19 protein-coding genes and 1 tRNA gene are annotated in these 21,140 nt (G+C 68.7%); 9 read left to right on the top strand and 11 right to left on the bottom strand.

The window, feature by feature from the left end; all coding sequences use genetic code 11:
- The first annotated feature begins 69 nt into the window (after positions 1 to 69).
- Positions 70 to 1,656 (top strand): SpoVR family protein, encoded by a 1,587-nt coding sequence (locus MNOD_RS33370; protein ID WP_015933370.1) that lies wholly within the window; start codon positions 70 to 72, stop codon positions 1,654 to 1,656.
- A gap of 95 nt (positions 1,657 to 1,751) precedes the next feature.
- Here the strand turns inward: MNOD_RS33370 and MNOD_RS33365 are convergent, their stop codons facing one another.
- The 3 genes from MNOD_RS33365 to MNOD_RS33355 form a co-directional block, all read right to left on the bottom strand.
- Positions 1,752 to 2,087: a DUF1476 domain-containing protein gene (locus MNOD_RS33365; RefSeq protein WP_015933369.1), complete on the bottom strand. Its 336-nt coding sequence runs from the start codon at positions 2,085 to 2,087 to the stop codon at positions 1,752 to 1,754.
- Positions 2,088 to 2,334: 247 nt separating this feature from the next.
- Positions 2,335 to 3,615, bottom strand: coding sequence for an extracellular catalytic domain type 1 short-chain-length polyhydroxyalkanoate depolymerase (locus MNOD_RS33360; protein WP_015933368.1), 1,281 nt, complete (start codon positions 3,613 to 3,615; stop codon positions 2,335 to 2,337).
- Positions 3,616 to 3,706: 91 nt separating this feature from the next.
- Positions 3,707 to 4,135 (bottom strand): hypothetical protein, encoded by a 429-nt coding sequence (locus MNOD_RS33355; RefSeq protein ID WP_015933367.1) that lies wholly within the window; start codon positions 4,133 to 4,135, stop codon positions 3,707 to 3,709.
- Positions 4,136 to 4,316: 181 nt separating this feature from the next.
- On the opposite strand from MNOD_RS33355, the gene MNOD_RS33350 reads away from it, so the two are divergent.
- The 3 genes from MNOD_RS33350 (at position 4,317) to MNOD_RS33340 (ending at position 8,308) form a co-directional block, all read left to right on the top strand.
- Entirely contained in the window at positions 4,317 to 5,996 is a 1,680-nt protein-coding gene (locus MNOD_RS33350; protein ID WP_015933366.1) for an L-lactate permease, read from the top strand.
- A gap of 12 nt (positions 5,997 to 6,008) precedes the next feature.
- Positions 6,009 to 6,698, top strand: a complete 690-nt coding sequence (locus MNOD_RS33345; protein WP_015933365.1) for a glutathione S-transferase family protein — start codon at positions 6,009 to 6,011, stop codon at positions 6,696 to 6,698.
- 107 nt (positions 6,699 to 6,805) lie between these two features.
- A complete protein-coding gene (locus tag MNOD_RS33340) occupies positions 6,806 to 8,308 on the top strand; it encodes a helicase HerA domain-containing protein (RefSeq protein ID WP_015933364.1) in 1,503 nt (500 codons plus the stop codon).
- Between the two features lie 44 nt (positions 8,309 to 8,352).
- Here the strand turns inward: MNOD_RS33340 and MNOD_RS33335 are convergent, their stop codons facing one another.
- The 7 genes from MNOD_RS33335 to ubiE form a co-directional block, all read right to left on the bottom strand.
- Entirely contained in the window at positions 8,353 to 8,529 is a 177-nt protein-coding gene (locus tag MNOD_RS33335) for a hypothetical protein (protein ID WP_341874480.1), read from the bottom strand.
- A 26-nt stretch (positions 8,530 to 8,555) separates the two neighbouring features.
- Positions 8,556 to 9,776, bottom strand: a complete 1,221-nt coding sequence (coaBC, locus tag MNOD_RS33330; RefSeq protein ID WP_015933362.1) for a bifunctional phosphopantothenoylcysteine decarboxylase/phosphopantothenate--cysteine ligase CoaBC — start codon at positions 9,774 to 9,776, stop codon at positions 8,556 to 8,558.
- Between the two features lie 61 nt (positions 9,777 to 9,837).
- Entirely contained in the window at positions 9,838 to 10,152 is a 315-nt protein-coding gene (locus MNOD_RS33325; RefSeq protein ID WP_015933361.1) for a helix-turn-helix transcriptional regulator, read from the bottom strand.
- Positions 10,153 to 10,164: 12 nt separating this feature from the next.
- On the bottom strand, positions 10,165 to 10,428 hold the full coding sequence (locus MNOD_RS44515; protein WP_244424612.1) for a type II toxin-antitoxin system RelE/ParE family toxin: 264 nt from the start codon (positions 10,426 to 10,428) through the stop codon (positions 10,165 to 10,167).
- Between the two features lie 244 nt (positions 10,429 to 10,672).
- Entirely contained in the window at positions 10,673 to 11,935 is a 1,263-nt protein-coding gene (locus MNOD_RS33320; protein ID WP_015933360.1) for an ABC transporter substrate-binding protein, read from the bottom strand.
- A 35-nt stretch (positions 11,936 to 11,970) separates the two neighbouring features.
- Positions 11,971 to 13,524, bottom strand: a complete 1,554-nt coding sequence (gene ubiB / locus MNOD_RS33315; RefSeq protein ID WP_015933359.1) for a 2-polyprenylphenol 6-hydroxylase — start codon at positions 13,522 to 13,524, stop codon at positions 11,971 to 11,973.
- A gap of 31 nt (positions 13,525 to 13,555) precedes the next feature.
- Positions 13,556 to 14,314 (bottom strand): bifunctional demethylmenaquinone methyltransferase/2-methoxy-6-polyprenyl-1,4-benzoquinol methylase UbiE, encoded by a 759-nt coding sequence (gene ubiE, locus MNOD_RS33310; RefSeq protein ID WP_015933358.1) that lies wholly within the window; start codon positions 14,312 to 14,314, stop codon positions 13,556 to 13,558.
- A 294-nt stretch (positions 14,315 to 14,608) separates the two neighbouring features.
- Here ubiE and mutM point away from each other — a divergent pair, with 294 nt between their 5' ends.
- Positions 14,609 to 15,502 carry a bifunctional DNA-formamidopyrimidine glycosylase/DNA-(apurinic or apyrimidinic site) lyase gene (gene mutM, locus MNOD_RS33305; protein WP_015933357.1) on the top strand — a complete coding sequence of 298 codons (894 nt, stop codon included), beginning with the start codon at positions 14,609 to 14,611 and terminating at the stop codon, positions 15,500 to 15,502.
- 77 nt (positions 15,503 to 15,579) lie between these two features.
- On the opposite strand, the gene MNOD_RS33300 is transcribed toward mutM, so the two are convergent.
- Entirely contained in the window at positions 15,580 to 16,626 is a 1,047-nt protein-coding gene (locus MNOD_RS33300) for a DUF6925 family protein (protein WP_015933356.1), read from the bottom strand.
- Positions 16,627 to 16,724: 98 nt separating this feature from the next.
- On the opposite strand from MNOD_RS33300, the gene MNOD_RS33295 reads away from it, so the two are divergent.
- The 4 genes from MNOD_RS33295 to MNOD_RS33275 all read left to right on the top strand — a co-directional run bounded on the left by MNOD_RS33295 (position 16,725) and on the right by MNOD_RS33275 (position 21,088).
- Positions 16,725 to 17,468 carry a DUF502 domain-containing protein gene (locus MNOD_RS33295; protein WP_244424611.1) on the top strand — a complete coding sequence of 248 codons (744 nt, stop codon included), beginning with the start codon at positions 16,725 to 16,727 and terminating at the stop codon, positions 17,466 to 17,468.
- Positions 17,469 to 17,615: 147 nt separating this feature from the next.
- A tRNA-Pro gene (locus tag MNOD_RS33290) sits at positions 17,616 to 17,693 on the top strand.
- A 1,089-nt stretch (positions 17,694 to 18,782) separates the two neighbouring features.
- Positions 18,783 to 20,144, top strand: coding sequence for an ATP-binding protein (locus tag MNOD_RS44510; RefSeq protein WP_015933353.1), 1,362 nt, complete (start codon positions 18,783 to 18,785; stop codon positions 20,142 to 20,144).
- Entirely contained in the window at positions 20,144 to 21,088 is a 945-nt protein-coding gene (locus MNOD_RS33275) for an O-methyltransferase (protein WP_015933352.1), read from the top strand. Before MNOD_RS44510 ends, MNOD_RS33275 begins: the two co-directional genes overlap by 1 nt.
- Positions 21,089 to 21,140 lie beyond the last annotated feature (52 nt).

Here is a 21,140-nt window from a genome sequence, read left to right as displayed (position 1 = left end):
GCGCCGCAACAAGGCCGTGATGCGGATGAACGCTGCCCCCTTCAAGACTGACGAGAGGTTCGAGGTCCGATGAGTTCAGCCACGACCGGGGTGACGCCGCGGCCCGCCAGCCCCGCCCTGGTTCGGGCGGGAGAACCCCTCTTCACCGGGAACGACTGGGATTTCGACACGATCCGGCGCGTCCATGACGCCTGCGAGGCGATCGCCGGGCCGGAGCTGGGCCTGAGCTGGTACCCGAACCAGATCGAGATCATCACCGCCGAGCAGATGCTCGACGCCTATGCGTCGATCGGCATGCCGCTCTTCTACAAGCACTGGTCCTTCGGCAAGCACTTCGCCCAGCACGAGGCGGGCTACCGCCGCGGCCTGATGGGGCTCGCCTACGAGATCGTCATCAACTCGAACCCGTGCATCTCCTACATCATGGAGGAGAACACGGCGACGATGCAGACGCTCGTGATCGCGCACGCCGCCTTCGGCCACAACCACTTCTTCAGGAACAACTATCTGTTCCGGCAATGGACGGATGCGGAGGGCATCCTCGACTATCTCGACTTCGCCAAGAGCTACATCGCCCGCTGCGAGGAGCGCTACGGCCACGCCGCCGTCGAGGCCGTGCTCGATGCCGCCCACGCCCTGATGAACCAGGGGGTGCACCGCTATCCCCGCAAGAAGCGCCCCGACCTCTCCTCCGAGCAGCGCCGCGAGCGCGAGCGCCAGGAGCACCAGGAGCGGATGTACAACGACCTCTGGCGGACGCTGCCGACCAAGGCCAGGGCCGACAAGCCGAACCTCACGGCCGAGCGCCGCCGCGCCCTGCTCGAACTGCCGCAGGAGAACATCCTCTACTTCCTGGAGAAGGTCGCGCCGCGCCTGCAGCCCTGGCAGCGCGAGATCCTGCGCATCGTGCGCCACGTGGCGCAGTACTTCTACCCGCAGCGCCAGACCAAGGTGATGAACGAGGGCTGCGCCACCTACACGCATTACCGGATCATGACCCGCCTCAGCGAGACGGGGCAGATCAGCGAGGCGGCCTACCTCGAATTCCTGCAGTCGCACACGAACGTCATCCGGCAGCCCACCTACGACGACCGGCATTACGGCGGCCACAACCCCTACGCCATCGGCTTCGCCATGATGACGGACATCGCCCGCATCAGCACGGAGCCGACCGAGGAGGACCGGGTCTGGTTCCCGGACATCGCGGGCTGCGGGGACCCGATGGGCGTGCTGCGCGACGTCTGGGAGAACTACCGCGACGAGAGCTTCATCGCGCAGTTCCTCAGCCCCCGCCTGATGCGCCAGCTGCGCCTCTTCCACGTGGTCGACGATCCCGACCAGCCCGAGCTGCGGGTGGAGGCGATCCACGACGAGCGCGGCTATCGCCGCCTGCGCCGGGCCTTCGCGCGGCAATACGACGTGGCGTGGCTCGATCCCGATATCGAGGTGGTCGACGTCGACCTCGAGGGCGACCGCCGCCTGATCCTGCACCACCGGGTCCTCAACCGCGTCCTGCTGCAGAAGGACGATGCGGGGCGGGTACTCCAGCACCTCGCCGACCTGTGGGGCTACGACGTGGTGCTCAAGGAGGTCGACCCGGCCTCCGGCACGGTGCTCAAGGAGCACACGGCGAGCGCCCGGCCGACCTTCTTCTGAGCGATCAAGCTTCTGAAGCGACCAGGACGCCGTTCGACCACAGGCGGACCTCTCCCGGACGGGAGAGGTCCGTTCGCGGGTGTGGTGCGGCGGCCTCAGGCCGCCCGGTTCTCCTCCCGGACCGCAAGCGCCGCCTCGGCGCTGGCGCGCGCGAAGAGGTCCGGCAGCTCGGCGGCCGCCGCTTCATGGCCCCGTCCGATCAGCTCGGTGCGCAGGCGGTCCATGAGCGCCTCCTCGGTGAGCGGCGAGGCGACGGCCTCCACGAGCCGGCGCGTATAGGTCTCCGCCTCCTCGTTCGAGAGGCCGAGGCGCCCGCTCATCCAGGTTCCGATGATCCGATTCCGCCGCACGAGCGTGCGGAACCGGAGTTCCTCTTCCTGCGCGAACAGCGCTTCGAAGGCCCGCTCCCGCTCGTCGAACAGGGTCGCCATGAGCATCCTCCCAGAGGCATCGTCCGACGAAACCGATGGTTCGTCGCAGACAAGGCGGAACGACCAAAAGCCGAGATCGGCATCCGCTCCACCCTGAATGGATGCCGCTCTCGCAAGACCGACCGCGATGCTACGCCAATCGTGGCCGGATGCCAGAGGCCGCCGACGCCGCGCTTGACCTCAGGTCCTCCGGCCGGCGGCGCATCAGACCCTGATCGGGCGCTCGCCGGGATGAGGCGCCAGCGCCTCAGTGCCGCGTGATGGCGTGCTCCCGGAAGAACCGCCACATCTCGCGCGAGGCGTCGGGACCGAGGGGGTCGGTATAGCTCCCCGCCGCGTCGCCGCCCGACCAGGCATGGCCGCTGCCCTGGATCACCCAGTGCTCGAAGATCGGGCGCCCGCGCCCGTCCGCCAGGATGCTGCGCCGCCACGTCCGTCCGTTCGGCGAGACGCCGGCCTCCTCGCGCAGGAGCGTGCCGCCCGTGGCCGCGATGATGGCGGCGCCGTTGCGCGGATGCACGGTCGAATCCTGGTCGCCGTGGAACACGATGGTGGGCAGGGCATCCCGGACGGGCGTCACCGCCCGGGCGCCGTCCCGCATGGCGCGCAGCGCCGAGGTCAGGTCGCTCGCCGCGCCCGCGCAGAGACCCGAATGGATGCCGACCGCCGCGAACAGGTCCGGATAGGCTGCGGCCAGGTTCGCCGCCGCGGCCCCTCCCGCCGAGAGCCCCGCCACATAGACCCGGCGGGAATCGACCGCGTAATCCTCCATCACAGCCCGGGCGATCCCGGCGATGATCGACGCCTCGCCCCGGTCGCGGCGCTGGTCGGTCGTGTTGAACCAGTTCCAGCAGCGGGCGTGGTTCGCGGCGGCCGTCTGCGCCGGATAGGCCACCAGGAAGGTCTCGGCCTCGGCGATTCGGTTCATGCCCGTCCCGGCGGCGAAATCGTCCGGGGACTGCGTGCAGCCATGCAGCATCACCACGAGGGGCACCGCCTGGCCCCGGTAGCCGCGCGGCACGTAGAGCTTGTAGGCGCGCTGCCCGGCGGCGTTGGCGAAGCTGCGGTCGAGAAAAAGCCCCGGCTCGGTGGAGGCCGGCACCGTCGGCTCGGCCAGACCGTCGAACAGGGGGCCGACCTTGCCGATCTCCCGCATGAGGTCGCGCAGGCTATCGGGCAAGCCCGGCAGACCACCGGGCAGGCCCGATAGGCCGCCGGGCAGACCCGGTGCGGCGGGCGCCGGCCGGGGCGGCACGGGAGGTTCGGGCGCCGTGGCGCCGGGGGTGGGCGCGGCCATCACCCGGGCTTGCGGCGCGCGCAGCGGCGCCGCGGCCGGCCTGGGGACGGTCGGCTTCGGGAAGGTCGGCTGTGCGGAGGCCAGTTCGGCGGAGGCCGACGGCGCGGGGGCTCCGGAATCCGGGTTCCGGCCCCGCACCACGCGCTGGATCAGGCTCAGCGCCTCGCCGAGGCGCCCGGCGCGCGTGAGACGCGTCACCTCGGCCATGCCGGGAAGGATCTTGTTGCGCATGAAGGGCCTCGTCTTGCAGGCGCGAGAGATGTCGGCGCCGGATCCGGCGACCCGGCGCGGATGGTGTCGGGGAGGAGAGGACGCTCCTCCGTCAGCGGATGCGGTCGGCGAGCGCGGCCTTGACGGCCGGGCTTGCGCGGAGGGCGCCCAGCACCTCGACGGAGGCGATGGCGGCGCGGGCGAGGTCGGGCGTGACGTCCGACGCGATGGTGGCGAGCCCGAGCACGCGGATGTCGAGGGGGCGGTCCGCATCGCGGGCCGCTTCGAGCTCCTCCCGACCGTAGTGCCGCAGGCCCAGCTCGACGCTCTTGCGGGCCACCGACTGGCGGGCGGCCTCGCCGTGCCGGTCGATCTGGTTGCGGATCGCCGTGCGGATGAAGTCGGTGCGGTTGGCGTAGAACCCGTCGCGCACGAGCAGGTCCACGTGCCCCAGATCGACGTAGCCGAGATTGATCGTGATCTTTTCGCTGTCGCCCGGCCTCGGCCGCAGCTCCTGGACGCTTCCACTCATCACGACCATCCCACTACCATCCAACCAGATGGAAGATGGGACGTCTTCGCACTTGCAGCAAGTGCAGTGCAGCGAAAAATTCGCCGGGCGCACCCCCTGCGAAGGGTGTAGGGAGCCGACCGGGCGGGAGCGTTGAGGCGCCCACAACCCTCTGTTAAGCGCCCGCCTCGGTACAACGAGGAGGAACGCCATGTGGAACCAGGTCTATGACCCGTTCGGGAATGCCTGGCTGTCGACCATCGCGGCGGCAGTCCCGGTCGTGGCCCTCCTCGCGCTGATCGCGAGCGGCAAGGTCAAGGCCCATGTCGCCGCCGTCATCGCCCTGGTGATCGCCTTCGCGGTCGCGACAGTCCTGTTCGGCATGCCCACGGGGCTCGCGCTGCGCGCCGCCGGGCTCGGCATCGCCACCGGCCTCTTCCCGATCGCCTGGATCATCCTCAACGTGATCTTCCTCTACCGGCTCACGGTGGAGAAAGGATGGTTCGCGACCCTGCAGCAATCGGTGGCCGGCATCACCGCCGACCGGCGGCTCCAGCTCCTCCTCGTCGCCTTCGCGTTCGGGGCCTTCTTCGAGGGGGCGGGCGGCTTCGGCACGCCGGTCGCGGTCACGGGCGCGATCCTGATCGGGCTCGGCTTCTCGCCGCTCGCGGCCTCGGGCCTCTCGCTCATCGCCAACACGGCCCCGGTGGCCTACGGGGCGCTCGGGGCGCCGATCCAGGGCCTCGCCTCGGTCACGGGCTACGACCCCTACCTCCTCGGCGCGATGATCGGGCGCCAGCTGCCGTTCTTCTCGCTCCTCGTGCCGTTCTGGCTGATCGTCGTCTTCGCGGGGTTCCGCGGCATGGCGCAGATCTGGCCGGCCGTCCTGGTCTGCGGCGCCTCCTTCGCGGCGGCCCAGTTCCTGATCTCGAACTACGTCAACCCGTGGATCGTCGACATCGGCGCCTCGCTCGTCTCGATGGGCGCCCTCGTGGCCTTCCTGAGGGTCTGGCACCCGGCGCAGATCTGGACCTCGACGGCTTTGCGCACCCACGACGATTCCATGGCCTATGCGCCGCCGCGCCCGGCCTCCCTGGGGGCCGCCGCCGCGGAGCGCACCGCCACCCAGCGCGAGATCCTGATGGCCTGGGTGCCCTGGATCATCCTTTCGGTGATCGTCGCGATCTGGGGCACGGGCTGGTTCAAGAACCTCGTCAACCCGCTCTTCACCTGGCGCTACGAGGTCGAGGGCCTGCACAACCTGGTCATGAAGGTGCCCCCGGTGGTCGCCAAGGCGCATCCGGAGCCGGCGGTCTTCCTGTTCACCTACATGTCCTTCACCGGGACGGGCGTGCTGTTCGCGGCGATCATCTCCGGCCTGATCATGGGGTTCGGGCCGATCCGGCTGGTCCGGGCCTATCTGGAGACGATCTGGGTGCTGCGCTACTCGATCACCACCATCGCGGCGATGCTGGCGATCGGCGTGCTCACCCGCTACGCGGGCGTCGACGCCACGCTGGGCCTCGCCTTCGCGGGCACCGGCCTCCTCTACCCGTTCTTCGGCACGCTGCTCGGCTGGCTCGGCGTCGCGCTCACCGGCTCCGACACGGCCTCGAACGTGCTCTTCGGCGGCCTGCAGCGGATCACCTCCGAGCAGCTCGGCCTTTCGGGCATCCTGATGGCGGCGGCGAACTCGTCGGGCGGCGTCATGGGCAAGATGATCGACGCGCAGTCGATCGTCGTCGCCTCGACCGCCACCGGCTATTTCGGCCAGGAGAGCAAGATCCTGCGCTTCGTGTTCTGGCACTCGATCGTGCTCGCCTGCCTGGTCGGCGGCCTCGTGATGCTGCAAGCCTATGTGCCCCCGTTCACGTCCCTCGTGGTGCATTGAGGCGGAGCTGCCGTGGCCATCACCCTGTACGAACTCGCGGGCGCCGATCCCGATCGGCGCTTCTCTCCCTTCTGCTGGCGCATCCGCCTCGCGCTGGAGCATAAGGGCCTGTCCTTCGCGGGCAGGCCCTGGCGCTTCACCGAGAAGGACGCGATCGCCTTCGCGGACAGCGGCACGGTGCCGGTGCTCGTCGACGGTGATCGCACCATCGCCGAATCCTCCGTGATCGCGGCCTATCTGGAGGAGGCCTACCCGGACCGCCCGACGCTGTTCGGCGGGCCGGCGGCCCAGGCGCTGACCCGCTTCCTCGTCCACTGGACGGACGGGGTGCTGCATCCGGCCCTGGCGCCGCTCCTCCTCAGGGACATCCACGCGATCCTGGCGCCGCAGGACCGGGACTATTTCCGGCAGTCGCGGGAGGCCCGGTTCGGCCGGGCGCTGGAGGCGGTCTGCCCCGACCCGGACGCCCAGCGCACGCTCCTGCGGCGGACCCTGTCGCCCCTGCGCGCGACCCTGCGCCTCCAGCCCTTCCTGGGCGGGGAGGGGCCGCTCTATGCGGATTTCGTCGTGATGGGGGCCTTCCTGTGGGCGCGGGGGGTCAGCGCGCAGGCGCTCCTCGAACCCGACGACCCCGTGGAGGCGTGGCGGCTGCGGATGCTGGCGCGGCTCGGACCGGAATCGCGGGCGCTGACGTCGTTCTGATCGTCCCGGGAGCGTCCGCACGAGTCCTGTGGACCCCGCCCGCCGCCGCGGATCGCACCCGCGCCGGCCCGTGTTAGAGGTCGGGGCCGGGTGACAGCGGAGCCGTGATGACGATCAGCGTCGAGATGGGAGTGGCGGCCGGGAACCAGCCCGCCTCCCTCGATCTGGAGGAACTCCTCGCCACCCGCCTCCTCGTCCAGGGCAATTCCGGCTCGGGCAAGTCGCACCTGCTGCGGCGCCTCCTGGAGCAGAGCGCTCCCTACGTGCAGCAGGTGGTGATCGATCCGGAGGGCGACTTCGTCACGCTCGCCGACCGCTACGGCCACGTCGTGGTGGACGGCTCCCACGGGGAGGCGGACCTGCAGCGCATCGCGGCCCGCGTGCGCGCCCACCGGGTCTCGGTGGTGCTGACGCTGGAGAGCCTCGACGTCGAGGCGCAGATGCGGGCCGCGGCGGCCTTCCTGGGCGGCCTGTTCGACGCCGAGCGCGACCATTGGTACCCGGTGCTGGTCGTGGTGGACGAGGCGCAGCTCTTCGCGCCCGCCGCGGCCGGCGAGGTCTCGGACGAGGCGCGCAAGGCCTCGCTCGGCGCCATGACCAACCTGATGTGCCGGGGCCGCAAGCGCGGGCTCGCCGGCGTCATCGCCACCCAGCGCCTCGCCAAGCTCGCCAAGAACGTGGCCGCGGAAGCCTCGAACTTCCTGATGGGCCGCACCTTCCTCGACATCGACATGGCCCGGGCCGCCGATCTCCTCGGCCTGGAGCGCCGCCAGGCCGAGAGTTTTCGCGACCTCGAGCGCGGCTCGTTCGTGGCCCTTGGGCCGGCGCTCTCGAAGCGCCCGCTGACGCTGCGCATCGGGCCGGTCGAGACCGCGCCGCGCTCGACGAGCCCCAGGCTCGTGCCGCTGCCCGCGCCCGCGGCCGAGGACCTGCGCGACCTCATCCTCGCTCCGGCCGCCGACGAGCCGGCGCGCATGCCCGCCCCGCGCCCGGCGCCGCCGCGGCCCTCGCCGGCGGACCTGCTCCAGCAGCTGGCGCAGGCCCGCCCGGTGCAGCCGGAGCCCGAGGACGTGCCGAGCCTCGGCGGCGAGGAGCGGGAGGCGGCGCTCGCCGCGATCCTGCGCGAGATCGCCGCGGATCCGGATGCCGGCCACCACACGATCGCGGTGCTCTACCAGGATTTCCTGGTGCGCTGCCGGATGCGCCGGATCGGCGAGCCCCTCGACCTCGCGGCCTTCCGCCGCCGGCTCGCCGTGGCGCGGGCCGGCCTCGACGGGAGCGGGCCGGAGGAGGCCGAGGCGGATGCCGTGCTCGACGCCTGCGCGGGCCTGCCCGAGGAGGTGCAGGGGCTGTTCCTGCTCATCGCCCGCGCGGCCCGCAGCGGGGCGCCGTGCCCCTCCGACGATGCGCTCGCCCGCGCCATCGGCTCACGCTCGCCCGGCCGGGCGCGGCGGCTGCTGGCCTTCGTGGAGAGCCGCGGCGCCGTCGTCTGCCGCACGGATTTCCGCGGCAACCGCATCGTGGCGATCCCGAGCCTCGGCTGCGAGACCGGCCCCGGCGATCCGAAGGCCGCCCCGGCCGAGCTGCCGGGCCTGTTCGCGGCGGAATAACCGCTCGGCGGGGCGCCGTCAGCGGCGGCGCTCGCAGAGGGTCTTCACGGAGGTGGTCCGGTCCTCGCTGCGGCCGGCCCCGCCACCATCAGCGGCCCCATCAACAGGCATTCCTGGGGCGAATGCGCCAGGGCGGTGATGATGTCCTGGGCGGTCTCGCGGGTGCAGTCCTTCGCGTCCTGGTGCCGCCCATCCCGGCGCCAAGCACCGGATCCTGCCACCGGACCCTGCGCCATCATCGCCGCCCTCAGGTCCCCGCCAGCACCGTGAGCCGCGCGACGAGACGCCGGGCGACCTCGTCCTTGTCCAGGGTGGGCCAGGTCTCGACCGCGCCGTCGCGGCCGATCAGCAGGACGGTGTTGCGGTCGCCCCCCATCACCCCGCTGCCCGCCGAGACGTCGTTGGCCACGATGAGGTCGCAGCCCTTGCGGGCGATCTTGGCGCGGGCGTGCTCCACCACCCGGTGGGTCTCGGCCGCGAACCCGACCACCAGGGGCGGGCGGTTCACCGTCTTCTGCGAGACCGTCGCCAGGATGTCGGGATTCTCGACGAGCGCGATGCCGGGCGGACCATCCGGGCCCTTCTTGATCTTCTCATCCGTCGCATTGGCCGGACGCCAGTCGGCAACGGCGGCGGCGAAGACCGCGATGTCGGCGGGCAGCGCCGCCTCGACGGTGGCGAGCATGGCCCGCGCCGTCTCGACCCGCACCACGGTCACGCCGGGCGGGTCGGGGAGAGAGACCGGCCCCGAGACCAGCGTCACCCGGGCGCCGGCCTCGGCCGCCGCGGCCGCGATGGCATGGCCCTGCTTCCCGGAGGAGCGGTTGGCGATGTAGCGGACCGGATCGATGGGCTCGTGGGTCGGCCCCGAGGTGACGAGGAGGTGGCGCCCCGCCAGCGGCCCCGCGCCGCGGCGGCGCGCCAGCATCGCCACCAGGGCGTCGGCGATCTCCCTCGGCTCGGCCATGCGGCCGGGGCCGGTCTCGGCCTCCGCCATGGCGCCCTCGTTGGGGCCGACCACCGCGACGCCGTCGGCGCGCAGGGTCGCGAGGTTGCGCTGCGTCGCCGGGTGCAGCCACATCCGCACGTTCATGGCCGGCGCGATCAGGATCGGCAGGGTGGTGGCGAGCAGCACCGTGGAGGCGAGGTCGTCCGCATGGCCGCCCGCCATCCGCGCCATCAGGTTGGCGGTGGCGGGCGCCACCACCACCGCGTCGGCCTTCCGCGCGAGCTTGATGTGGCCGATATCGGCCTCGTCGTCCCGGTCGAACAGGTCGGTATGGGCACGCTCCCCCGAGAGGGCGCCGGCCGCGAGCGGGGTCACGAAGGCCTGCGCCCCCGGCGTGAGCACGCAGCGCACCGCCGCGCCCCGCTCGCGCAGGCGACGGATCAGGTCGAGGGACTTGTAGGCCGCGATGCCGCCCCCGATCACGAGCAGCACCCGGCAATTTGCCAACGGAAGGGTCATGGGTGTCTCAAGGCTTGGCCGCGGCCTCGCGGCGGATCTCGGGATCGTCGGGGCGCGACCGCTAAGCGGCCTCCTGATAGGGGACATCGAAGGCGATGCCGCCTCCCTCGACATGGATCGAGACCTTGAAACCGAGCCGCCCGACAAGCCTCATCAGCTTCTGCACGGAGAACCGGCTCAGCTTCTCGTTCAACAAGGCCGAAACGTTGGGCTGATCAAGTCCCAGCAATGCGCCGGCGTCCTTCTGCGTCAGCTCCCGGCGCCGGATCTCCTCGGCGACGAACCGGATCAGGCGCGATTTCACCACCAGGTCGTCCGCATCGGGCATCCCGAATTCGTGAAAGGCGCTCCGGGCTCCTTCGATCCTGTCCGTCATCGCCTCCTCCTCTCATCCCGGACGTCCAGGCGGCTCCAAGACAGCCGCCCGGTCCTGTTCCTCCGCCTCCCGCAGCCGCGATCGGATCAGGTTCATGTCGGGCTTCGGCGTCTCGGACCCGCGTTTCGACTTCTTCTTGAAGGCGTGGAGAACGTAGACCGCGTGGGCGAGGCGAATGGTATAGACGCAACGATAGGTATCACCATCGTGATCTTCACGACCTCGACCACGCCGCCTCCGCCGAATTCCTTCAGAACCTTGGCGCTCGGCGCCCATTCGCCTCTCTGAGCGAGATAGAGAGCGTGACCGACATATCCTGCCGGGCCTCGTCCGGAAACGCGATCCGGTCCTTGCGGCTCGACCCGACGAACACCAACGGTCGAAGCGACCGATCCTCATCCCCCACTGAATCGCCCCCGCTTTATATCAGCGTTTATATATCAGACGCGTCGCAGCGTCCATATCCCGGAGGCCAGCCCCTCTCCGCGACGGAGAGGGGGGATCGTCACTCGACCGCCGCTCAGTTCCCCGTGGCCTTGACCAGCGGGCAGTTGCCCTCGGCGAGAGGCCGGAAGGCCTCGTCGCCCGGCACCGTGGCGATGAGCTTGTAGAGGTCCCACTCGCCGGTCGACTCCTTAGGCGTCTTCACCTGCATCAGGTACATGTCGTGCACCATGCGGCCATCCTCGCGCACCCGGCCGCCATGGGCGAACATGTCCTCCACCGGCATCTCGCGCATCTTGGCCACGACCTTCAAGGCGTCGTCGGTGCCGGCGGCCTGCACCGCCTTCAGGTAATGCCCCACCGCCGAGTAGACGCCGGCCTGGTGCATGGTCGGGATCAGCCCGTAGATCTCCTTGAAGCGCTTGGCGAAGGCCCGGGTGGCGTCGTCGCGGTCCCAGTAGAAGGCCGTGGTGAGGAGCAGCCCCTGCGCCACCTCGATGCCGAGGCTGTGCACGTCGTCGATGTTGATGAGCAGCGCGAGCAGCTTCTGCCCGCCCTGGACGATGCCGAACTCGTGCGCCTGCTTGATGGCGTTGACGGTGTCGCCGCCCGCATTGGCGAAGGCGATCAGCTTGGCCCCCGACCCTTGAGCCTGGATCAGGAAGGACGAGAAATCCGCGGTCGCGAAGGGCGCGCGCACGGTCGACAGCACCTTGCCCCCCGAGCGCTTCACCTCCGCGGCCCCGTCCCGTTCGAGGGCGTGGCCGAAGGCGTAATCCGCGGTGATGAAGGCCCAGGTGTCGAGGCCCTGCTTGACCGCCGCGTGACCCGAGACGTGCGAGAGCGCGTAGGTGTCGTAGGTCCAGTGCAGGCCGGTGGGCGAGCAGGCCGGGCCGGTGAGGTCCGAGGTGCCGCCGCCCGAGACGATCAGCATCTTGCCCTTCTCCCGGGCGATCTGCTGGACGGCGAGCGCCACCGAGGAGGTCGGCACGTCGAGGATCACGTCGACGCCCTCGCGGTCGTACCATTGCCGGGCGATGTTCGAGCCGATGTCGGGCTTGTTCTGGTGGTCGGCGGAGACGACCTCGATGGGCTGCCCCCCGAGGGTGCCGCCGAAATCCTTCACCGCCATCTCGGCGGCGATGACGGAGCCGCGGCCGGTCGAGTCGGCATAGACGCTCGACATGTCGGTGAGGATGGCGATCTTGACCTTGCCGTCGCTGAGCTGCGGCGCGCTCGGCGGCGCAGCCGCCCGCACCGGGCCGGCCACGGCGAGCGCGGCGAAGGACGCGAGAAGGCCGCGGACGATGGTCCTCGTCCGCCGGTGGCGCTGGAACATCAGGCGTTTCTCCCGGATCGTACCCGTGTCCGGGCTCACCGCAGGGCGAGCAGCAGCACCGCGCCCGCGATGGCCCAGAGCCCGAGCGTAGACCAGACCGCGCGCCGCGTCTCGTTCCGGAACCGCCGGTCGGCGCGGGCGTGCTCGCGCGGGGCCGCCTCGTCGAGGCGGATCAGGACGCGCTTGAGGCGCTGCGACAGGTCCGGCGCGTCGGCGAGCACGTCGGCCAGAGTCAGCGCCGCGCGGCCCGCCTGCTCCACGCGCCCGATCGGCCCGAGATTGCGGGCGAGCCAGGTGCGCACCACGGGCTCGGCGGTGGTCCACATGTCGAGCCGCGGATCGAGCGAGCGGGCGACGCCCTCGACCACCACCATGGTCTTCTGGAGCATCACCAGCTCGGTGCGGGTGCTCATGTCGAACAGGGCGGTGACGTCGAACAGCAGGGTCAGCACCTTGGCCATCGAGATCTCGTCGGCCCGGCGCTGGTGGATCGGCTCGCCGATGGCGCGGATCGCCTGCGCGAAATCGTCGACGGAGTGGTGCGCGGGGACGTAGCCCGCCTCGAAATGCACCTCCGCCACCCGGCGGTAGTCGCGCAGGATGAAGCCGAGCAGGATCTCGGCGAGGAAGCGGCGCTCCTTGATGCCGAGCCGGCCCATGATGCCGAAATCGACCGCGGCCAGCCGCCCCGACGGGTCGACGAACAGGTTCCCGGGATGCATGTCGGCGTGGAAGAAGCCGTCCCGGATGGCGTGGCGCAGGAAGGACTGGATGACGGTGCGCCCGAGCGCCACGACGTCGTGCCCGGCCGCCAGGATCGCCGGGCGGTCGCTGAGGCGGATCCCGTCGATCCACTCGGTCACCAGCACGTCGCGGCCGGTGAGTTCCCAGATCGGCGTCGGCACCCGGAAATCCGTGTCGGCCTTGATGTTCTCGGCGAATTCCGAGAGCGCGGCGGCCTCCAGCCGCAGGTCCATCTCCATGGCGACCGAGCGGGCGAGGGTCTCCACCACCTCCCGCGGGCGCAGGCGCTCGGCCTCGGGGCGCAGGGCCTCGACGATGCGGGCCATGAAGCGCATGGCCTGGATGTCGCGGGCGAAGCGCTCGCGTACGCCCGGCCGCATCACCTTCACGGCGATGGTGCGCTCCGCGCCGCCCGGCTCGCGGAGCCGGGCCCGGTGGACCTGCGCGATCGAGGCCGCGGCGATGGGCGGGCTGAAGGAGACGAAGAGGTCGCCGATCGGCCGTCCCAGCGTCTCCTCGACGCTCGCGACCGCGACATCCTGCGGGAAGGGCGGCACCCGGTCCTGAAGCCGCTCCAGGTCGCGGGCCGCCGCCACGCCGACGATGTCGGGCCGCGTCGCCAGGAACTGGCCGAACTTGACGTAGGACGGCCCGAGCCGCGTCAGCGCGGTCGGAAGCCGGGCGGTGGGGCCGAGGCCGCGGCGCTCGAGCCGGCGGCCGAGCCGCAGGAATGCGCGCAGATGCGGCGGCAGGGCCGCGGCGTCCACGAAGGCGAGTGCGCCCTCGCGGGCCAGCACCCAGCCGACCTCGATGCCGCGCACGAGGTGGATGACCGCGCTCAGCAAGGCCGGCGAGCTCCCTGCGGCGAGGACGTCGTCACGCGATCTTCCAGCCCGAATGGATGGCGCAGATGCCGCCGGAGAGCAGCCGGTGCGTGACGTGGGCGAAGCCCGCCTCCTCGATCATGCCCGCGAAGGCGCCAGGCGTCGGGAAGCGGCGGATCGATTCGACGAGGTAGCGGTAGGATTCCCTGTCGCCCGCCACGAGCGCACCGAGGTGCGGGATGATCCGGAACGAGTAGGCGTCGTAGATCCGGTCGAGCCCCGGCACGTCCACATGCGAGAATTCGAGGCACAGGAAGCGCCCCCCGGGCTGCAGGACCCGGTAGGCTTCCGCGAGCGCCCGCTCGATGCGCGGCACGTTCCGGATGCCGAACGCGATGGTGTAGGCGTCGAAGCTGCCATCGGGCAGGGGCAGCGCCTCGGCATTGCCGGCCACGAAGTCGATGCGGCCGGCGAAGCGGTCGCCGGCTCGCTCGCGCCCCACCGCCAGCATCGCGTCGTTGATGTCGAGCACGGTGACGTGCGTCTCGGGGCCGCCCGCCTGGAGCGCCCGGAAGGCGATGTCGCCGGTGCCCCCGGCCACGTCGAGGAGCCGGAAGGGGCGCGTGCGCGAGGGCCGCAGGGCCGAGATCAGCGCACTCTTCCAGGCCCGGTGCAGTCCACCCGACATCAGGTCGTTCATGACGTCGTAGCGGCGGGCGACCGAACGGAAGACCTCGTTGACGCGCCCCTGCTTCTCGTCGAGGGGCACGCGCGCAAAGCCGAAATCGGTGCTGGTCTCGTCGGCGGCCATCGGTCCCTCCACGGCCGCCTCCATAGCGAAGGCGCGGGGATTGCGCCATCTGGAGCCGATGCGGCGGGGTGCGGTTCTTCGCGCCGCGGCTCCCCTGCGCGCCGGCGCCTCGGGGCCGGGGCCCGGCCGAGGCCGCGGCCGGCTCTTTCCGATCCGCCTCTCCGGGGCCCTGGGCGGCGTCCCGCCGTCGGGCCGCCACGGCGATTCGCATGGCGAGATTCGCATGGCGAAACCGGCGCAGAGGCCCCATCTGGCGGGTGGTGGGCCGCCCGCGCGCCCGATCTCCAGGATGCCATGCCCGAACTGCCCGAAGTCGAGACCGTGCGCAGGGGCCTCGAACCCGCCCTCGTCGGCGCGTGCTTCTCCCACGTCCATCTCGCCCGGCCGGACCTGCGCTTCCCGCTGCCGGAGCGCTTCGCGGCGCGCCTCACGGGCCAGCGGGTCGAGGCGCTGTCGCGGCGCGCCAAGTACCTCGTGGCGGATCTCTCCTCGGGCGAGGCGCTGATCATGCATCTGGGCATGAGCGGGCGCTTCGACGTGGTGCTGCCGGATGGGCGCCAGGTCTCGCCGGGCGACTTCTACCTCGAAGGGGCGGGAGCCCGGGCCAAGCACGACCATGTCAGCTTCGCGCTCTCGAACGGCGCCCGGGTCACCTACAACGACGTGCGCCGCTTCGGCTTCATGGACCTCGTGCCCGCGGCCGAGCTCGCCACCTGCCGCCACTTCGCCGGGATGGGCATCGAGCCGCTCGGCAACGAGCTGTCCGGCGAGGCCGTGGCGCGGCTCTTCCGCGGCCGGCGCACGCCGCTGAAGGCGGCGCTCCTCGACCAGCGCCTGATCGCGGGCCTCGGCAACATCTATGTCTGCGAGGCCCTGCACCGGGCCAGGCTCCATCCCGAGACGCCGGCCGGCGCGCTTGCGGACGCGGCCGGCCGCCCGACCAAGGCGGCCCGGCTTCTGGCGGAGGTGATCCGCGACGTCCTCACCGAGGCGGTCGCGGCGGGCGGCTCGACCCTGCGCGACTATGTCCATACGGACGGGACGAAGGGCGCCTTCCAGCACGCCTTCCGGGTCTATGACCGGGAGGGCCTCGCCTGCACGGCCCGGGGCTGCCGCGGGGTGGTGCGGCGCGTGGTGCAGTCGGGCCGCTCGACCTTCTTCTGCGAGGTCTGCCAGCCGGCGCGGTGACGCCCCCCCGAGCGCCCGAGGCCGCGCGATGTGCGACCGCGCACTTCCGAGTGGTGGCTTCCGGATTAGGTTTCGGGTCAGCAGGGTGGCGTTGGCGTCGCGGCCCTGCTGCCCTCGATGGGCGTTTCCTCCCTAGACTTCGGGCCGCTCGCAAGGGCGGCCTTTCTTTCGTCCGGCAGCATCGCGGATGCCATCTTCGACCGGGCGGGCCGCGTGGGAGAATCCCCGCCCGTTGCAGAGGCCGAACGCTGGAGCGCGCGGGCCTGCGCCTGCGCGATGCGGGCGACGGCCCGGCCGGCGCGGGTCGTGGGGGGCGGGGCATCCTCGCCCGCCAGGATGCGGCGCTTGAGCGCCACGAGATCCGGATCCCCCCAGGCCGCCAGCAGGCCCTGGAAGGCCGCATGGCGGGCGCGGTCGAACGCGGCCGTCCCGGCGAGCGGATGCGGGGGCTGGATCATTGCAATCGGCATGAGGCCCGGCGGGATCGGGGCCGTGGCCGCGTGGCTGCGCCGCAGGCGCAGGAGCTTCGGCAGGATCTGGAGGCGCGCGCCCGGCGCGCCGGATCCGGCCGCGGCCTCGGCCCGGTGGCGTCCTGCCAGCACGACCCGGTCGCAGGGCAGGGCGAGGAGGGCTGCGAGGCGCGCCTCGTCGTCGCAGAGGGAGCGGCCGCACGCCGCGCGCAGGATCGCGCAGGCCCCCGGATCATGGCTGCGCAGGCACAGGCGCGCCGCCCTCAGGCCGAGCCCGAGATCGAACAGGATCGCCGCACGGTCGCGGGGGCGGACCGCCCCGGCATCCGGGCCGATCTGCGTCACCTGGTCGGGTGCGCCGCTCCCGCAGGCCTGTCCGTCGATGCAGAGCTCGACCGCGTGGCTCCAGGCCTCTCCGCCGAGCGCGGTCTCGTAGGCGACCGGGTGAAGGCCGGCGAGGTCCCCGAAGGCGAGGGCGCCCCGCGCGGTCACGAGGCCGAAGCGGCCGCACAGGGGCTCGGCCGCTTCACCGGGCGCCCGCGCGAAGGCGATGGCCGCCCCATAGGCGCCGAAGGTCCAGGTCGTGGCGGGATCGGCGAGCGCCGCTTCGATCAGCGCCCGCACGGCGGCGGGATCGGGCGGGGGGCGGCTCATCGGGACCTGCCTTGAGCGCAGCGCAGCAAACCGCTACCTCTGCGCGGGCAGGGGGCGCCTGCGCTGGTGAGGGCGAGAGTGTGAAGGATCCGTCGCCGTTGATCCACGAGCCCGACTCCGGCGCGCGCAAGCGGGTCAGCGTCCAGGGCCGCCTGCGGAACTACTTCTTCACCGGCGTCATCGTGGCCGGGCCGCTGGCGATCACCATCTACATCACCTGGTGGTGCATCAGCCTGATCGACGGCTGGGTCAAGCCGCTGGTGCCGGCGAAGTACCTGCCGGACCATTACCTGCCCTTCAACATCCCGGGCCTGGGCCTCCTCATCGCCTTCGTGGGGCTGACCCTGCTGGGCGCGTTCACGGCGAACCTCGTCGGGCGCTCGGTGGTGGAGTTCGGCGAGGTGCTGCTCGCCCGCACGCCGGTGATCTCGGGCCTCTACCGGGGCCTGCGGCAGGTCTTCGAGACGCTCTTCTCCACGAGCGGCACCTCCTTCCGCACGGTCGGCCTCGTGGAGTTCCCGGTGAAGGGCACATGGTCGGTGGTGTTCCTGTCGGCGCCGGCCGGGCCGGACGTGCAGGGGGCACTGCCGCCGAACGGCGATTATGTCGGCGTCTTCCTGCCCTGCGCCCCCAACCCGACGACCGGCTTCTTCTTCTACTTGCCCCGCTCGGAGGTGATCGAGCTGTCGATCAGCGTCGACGACGCGGCGAAGCTCGTGATGTCGGCCGGCGTGATCCAGCCGGAGGATCCGCAGACCCGCCTCCAGGCCATGGCGGCGGGCCTGCGCGTCGCGCAGGTGGGGCCGGTGGAGATGCCCGCACGGGACAAGCAGGACGCTTGAGCCGGCTCCGTGCGCACCGGCCCTTTGAGGGCCGGTCGGACGGGATCCCGCCCCGGCGCGCTGCACGCTCTCCGAAAAAGGTTGCGCGGCCGACCCGAGGCGGCTAAGACCCGCGGGCTTTCGCGCGGTGCCCACTGCGCAGAGCGTCGGAGCGTAGCGCAGCCCGGTTAGCGCACTAGTCTGGGGGACTAGGGGTCGTGGGTTCGAATCCCGCCGCTCCGACCATTAAACCCTTTGAGATCAAAGGGTTTTTCGAAAACCGGTCCGGGCGGGATCCGCGCCCCAAACGGGAACGAGCGGCGAACAAAAGCCCCCATGGGGCTCGAAGTCCCCACATTTTCCCCCACACATCGGCGGCGCCAGTTTCCTGATTCGTTCCAGTCGCGAGGAGCTGGTGAGCACGCAGATCGCGCGCGCCATCGGGGTTCGGGCTTAGCCTCTCGCCCACCGTCCACCGGCCGGCTAAGAACCGCGGCCATGCTCACCACCGATTCGGCCTCACCATCCCCCACCGTCCTCGAATGGAGCCGCGGGCTCGCCAGTCTGTCGCCCGGACAGCCGCCATGCCCCGGGTTCAGGCCCGACGAGTGGGTGGAGACGCTGGCAAACTGTCGCAGGTTCGTGGACGATTTCGGGCCCGAAGCTGACCACGAGCTCGGGCACGAGGCGGTGAGCCGGTTCTTCGAGCTGGGCCTTGTATCCCAGAGGTACACTCATCAGCAGGCACTGGAGCTCGTGCGTGCTTAGACGCTGCGCGCACCTGAGACCGAACGCCTTGGACGCGAAGCCGGCGTGATCGAAACCCGATCAAAGCTCGAGTGCGGACACGCACTGCGAGTGTCGGCCTTGTAGATCGTCCTAAGCGCGAGGGGGCTCACAGCTGCCCCTCGGGAACTCTCGGCAAGGCTAGCACGCCGGCAAGTACAGTAGCTGGCTCACCCGCCAGTGGTTCGGGTACTTCGGGCACAAGCAGCGATGTTGGTAGCTTTCTGACATCACTGAGCGCCCGTCCGATAAGTGCCTCATAAGAGCATCTGCACTCCTCAATCCTCAGCGCGATCACCCTGCTGATGGCCAGCCTGGCACCTTATGAACGATTTATTGGACGGACGTTAATCACAACTGCACACCAAGGCTGACTGCCTTACGGCCAGAGCCCCGCACCCCCCTGGAAAAGGGGCGGCATCGCTGCGCGTCATACACTGGCTTTGGATCCCGCAAATGCAACTTGCGCGGCATCCGGCGTGCCGATTAGATAGCCGCCAAGCTTGGTCGACGTGAGTCGGCGCCGGCGAGCTTGGAGGCTTCGGGACTGTGACGATCACCCCTGAGACGAAGGCATCAGCAAATCCGACTAAGGAATTCTTCGTAAGGATGCTAACTCGCGATATCTCGCTAGAGGATTGTATTCTGGATTTGATTGACAATAGTGTCGATAGTGCATGGCATAATGAGGGAAGCAGGCCTATGGGCCTGTCTGAAGGCGCGAATCTGGATAAATACATTATTGATATTAAGCTTCTGCCAGATGTTTTCCAAATCAAAGATAATTGCGGCGGAATGACCCTTCACGATGCGGTCAATCACGCGTTCAGTTTCGGACGCAATACGAGTGATGCCCATGATGATTTCAGTATCGGAGTATATGGCATTGGAATGAAACGTGCTATTTTTAAAATTGGCAATCAGATCAAGGTGAGAAGCACGTACAGGTCGGAAGGTGAAGCTTTAGAAGCATTTGCTGTCCCGATCGACGTAGACAGGTGGCTTGAAAACAATACTCTGCCGTGGGACTTCGATATAATCGGTGACGAGCCTCTCGAAGCGGCGGGTGTTGAGATTGATGTAAGGCAACTGACGCAAGGCGCCTTGCAGGCCTTCAGCAATCCTGCCTTCATTCAGAACCTTCGTCGCACAATTGCTAGGGACTATTCTTTTCATCTTGCGCGCGGTCTCCAGATCTTGGTGAATAACGCGCCTGTTGATGGATGGCAGATCGAACTGCGCCAAAGCGACGAATTCCAACCTGTGCGGATCGAGTATGTTGACAAAGTTGGCGATGATGAAGTGACGGTAGAGCTAATCGGTGGAATGGCCGCTCCGCCGCCGGAGAGCACTGATCCAACGGAGGACGAAGGAGATCGCCGCTACGGTTGGTACGTTGCCTGCAATGGACGTATCGTACTTGCTGCAGATAAAACCGTTGTGGCCGGATGGGGATCAGAGGACTGGCCTCAGTGGCATTATCAATATGCGGGCTTCGTCGGAGTTGTGCTTTTTACTGCAGCTAAGGCTTCGGCGCTTCCTCTGACCACAACAAAGAGAAGCGTAGACGTTTCTTCGGAGGTTTTCCGAAGAGCGCGACCGCGCATGCGCGAGATCTCCAAGGCGTGGATTGCATATACCAACGCACGAAAGCAGGCCCTCGAGCAAGCCAAGCAGAAAGAAGCACTAGCCCGCCCCGTGTCGATCCAGGCGGTCCCTAAGCGGTCCACCGTAGCGCTGCCGAATCTCGTTGCGCAGAGAGCGGAGAAAGCCGCGAATATAAACTATTCTGTGCCCGTCTCTAAGCTCAAGAAACTTGCAAGAGAGCTAGGTAATATAAATATGCCTTATCGTGAGGTTGGGCTCACGACTTTTGATTACGCTTACGACGACCTAGTTGGTAACGAGTGATGGCTTCTTTCGATCTCGTGAACTATGGCCTTCGGCCGAGCAAAAGCATACAGCGACAACTTGCTTTTGACGGATTCCGGAGGTTGCAAGCAAACCTTGGATTGAAGGATTTTGCCTACATCGGGTTTGGTTCCATATGGTTTACAGACTTTATCATGGCGCACCGGCTGCTCGGTATCAATGATATGGTTTCGATAGAAGCTCATGATGTTGGGTATGAGCGAGCGAAGTTCAATTGCCCATACGCGCCAATACGAGTTATGCACGGACTCTCATCTAATATTCTGCCTACATTATTCACCGATGAACTCCTAAAGAATCGCCCCTGGATTATTTGGCTCGATTACGACTATGAGTTTAACGAGGACGTTAAGGAAGATGTGCGGCTTGTGCTCGAAAATGCGCCGCTTAACAGCATTTTTCTGATTACCTACAACGGCACGGAGATGGCCTATGGACGAGCTCTAGAAAGACCTGACCGAGTGCGGGATCTGTTCGGCAGCGTATTCCGTGATAGGCTTGCAAAGAATGACTTTAAGGACGAGCGTCTGCACAGGCTGCTAATGGAGCTAACACAAGATCTTATGTGTTCCATCGCCGCGGAGTCATCTCGTCCGGGCAGATTTGTTCCTTCATTTCGTATGATTTATAGGGACGGAGCGCCTATGATTACAGTAGGGGGCATTTTCGCTGACACTGATCGCGTTCAGGCCGCCTCTACATGCGTACGTGCTGCTACTTGGCCCTGCTTTCCCGCTAAGCCGATTGTGGCCCCGCAACTTACATTGCGCGAGGCGACAATGCTTCAATCGCAGCTTCCGAACCCGGAGGGGCTGACCCGAAACGACGTTCGTGCGCTTGGCTTTGATCTGGAAGATGATCAGATAGAAGCCTTCTCCTCCTACTATCTACAATACCCGTCCTTCGCTCAGATTATGTTCTGAGGATAACTCGTTTAGGCCGATCACCGACGGCCTTCAGAGGTGGTACTGTGGA

This window comes from Methylobacterium nodulans ORS 2060, assembly GCF_000022085.1.
GTDB classification, from domain to species: Bacteria; Pseudomonadota; Alphaproteobacteria; order Rhizobiales; family Beijerinckiaceae; genus Methylobacterium; species Methylobacterium nodulans.
The sequence above is the reverse complement of the archived record's forward strand: the minus strand, read 5'-3'. Positions and strand labels throughout refer to the sequence as shown.

What these genes read in the sequence shown, in the direction of transcription:
- MNOD_RS33275 (WP_015933352.1), top strand. Translation starts at nt 20,144, where the DNA reads ATGGCTTCTTTCGATCTCGTGAACTATGGCCTTCGGCCGAGCAAAAGC.
- MNOD_RS33325 (WP_015933361.1), bottom strand. Translation starts at nt 10,152, where the DNA reads ATGACGGACAGGATCGAAGGAGCCCGGAGCGCCTTTCACGAATTCGGG.
- MNOD_RS44515 (WP_244424612.1), bottom strand. Translation starts at nt 10,428, where the DNA reads ATGGGCGCCGAGCGCCAAGGTTCTGAAGGAATTCGGCGGAGGCGGCGT.
- MNOD_RS33320 (WP_015933360.1), bottom strand. Translation starts at nt 11,935, where the DNA reads ATGTTCCAGCGCCACCGGCGGACGAGGACCATCGTCCGCGGCCTTCTC.
- mutM (WP_015933357.1), top strand. Translation starts at nt 14,609, where the DNA reads ATGCCCGAACTGCCCGAAGTCGAGACCGTGCGCAGGGGCCTCGAACCC.
- MNOD_RS33350 (WP_015933366.1), top strand. Translation starts at nt 4,317, where the DNA reads ATGTGGAACCAGGTCTATGACCCGTTCGGGAATGCCTGGCTGTCGACC.
- MNOD_RS33355 (WP_015933367.1), bottom strand. Translation starts at nt 4,135, where the DNA reads ATGGTCGTGATGAGTGGAAGCGTCCAGGAGCTGCGGCCGAGGCCGGGC.
- ubiE (WP_015933358.1), bottom strand. Translation starts at nt 14,314, where the DNA reads ATGGCCGCCGACGAGACCAGCACCGATTTCGGCTTTGCGCGCGTGCCC.
- MNOD_RS33370 (WP_015933370.1), top strand. Translation starts at nt 70, where the DNA reads ATGAGTTCAGCCACGACCGGGGTGACGCCGCGGCCCGCCAGCCCCGCC.
- MNOD_RS33300 (WP_015933356.1), bottom strand. Translation starts at nt 16,626, where the DNA reads ATGAGCCGCCCCCCGCCCGATCCCGCCGCCGTGCGGGCGCTGATCGAA.
- coaBC (WP_015933362.1), bottom strand. Translation starts at nt 9,776, where the DNA reads ATGACCCTTCCGTTGGCAAATTGCCGGGTGCTGCTCGTGATCGGGGGC.
- MNOD_RS33365 (WP_015933369.1), bottom strand. Translation starts at nt 2,087, where the DNA reads ATGGCGACCCTGTTCGACGAGCGGGAGCGGGCCTTCGAAGCGCTGTTC.
- MNOD_RS33360 (WP_015933368.1), bottom strand. Translation starts at nt 3,615, where the DNA reads ATGCGCAACAAGATCCTTCCCGGCATGGCCGAGGTGACGCGTCTCACG.
- MNOD_RS33340 (WP_015933364.1), top strand. Translation starts at nt 6,806, where the DNA reads ATGACGATCAGCGTCGAGATGGGAGTGGCGGCCGGGAACCAGCCCGCC.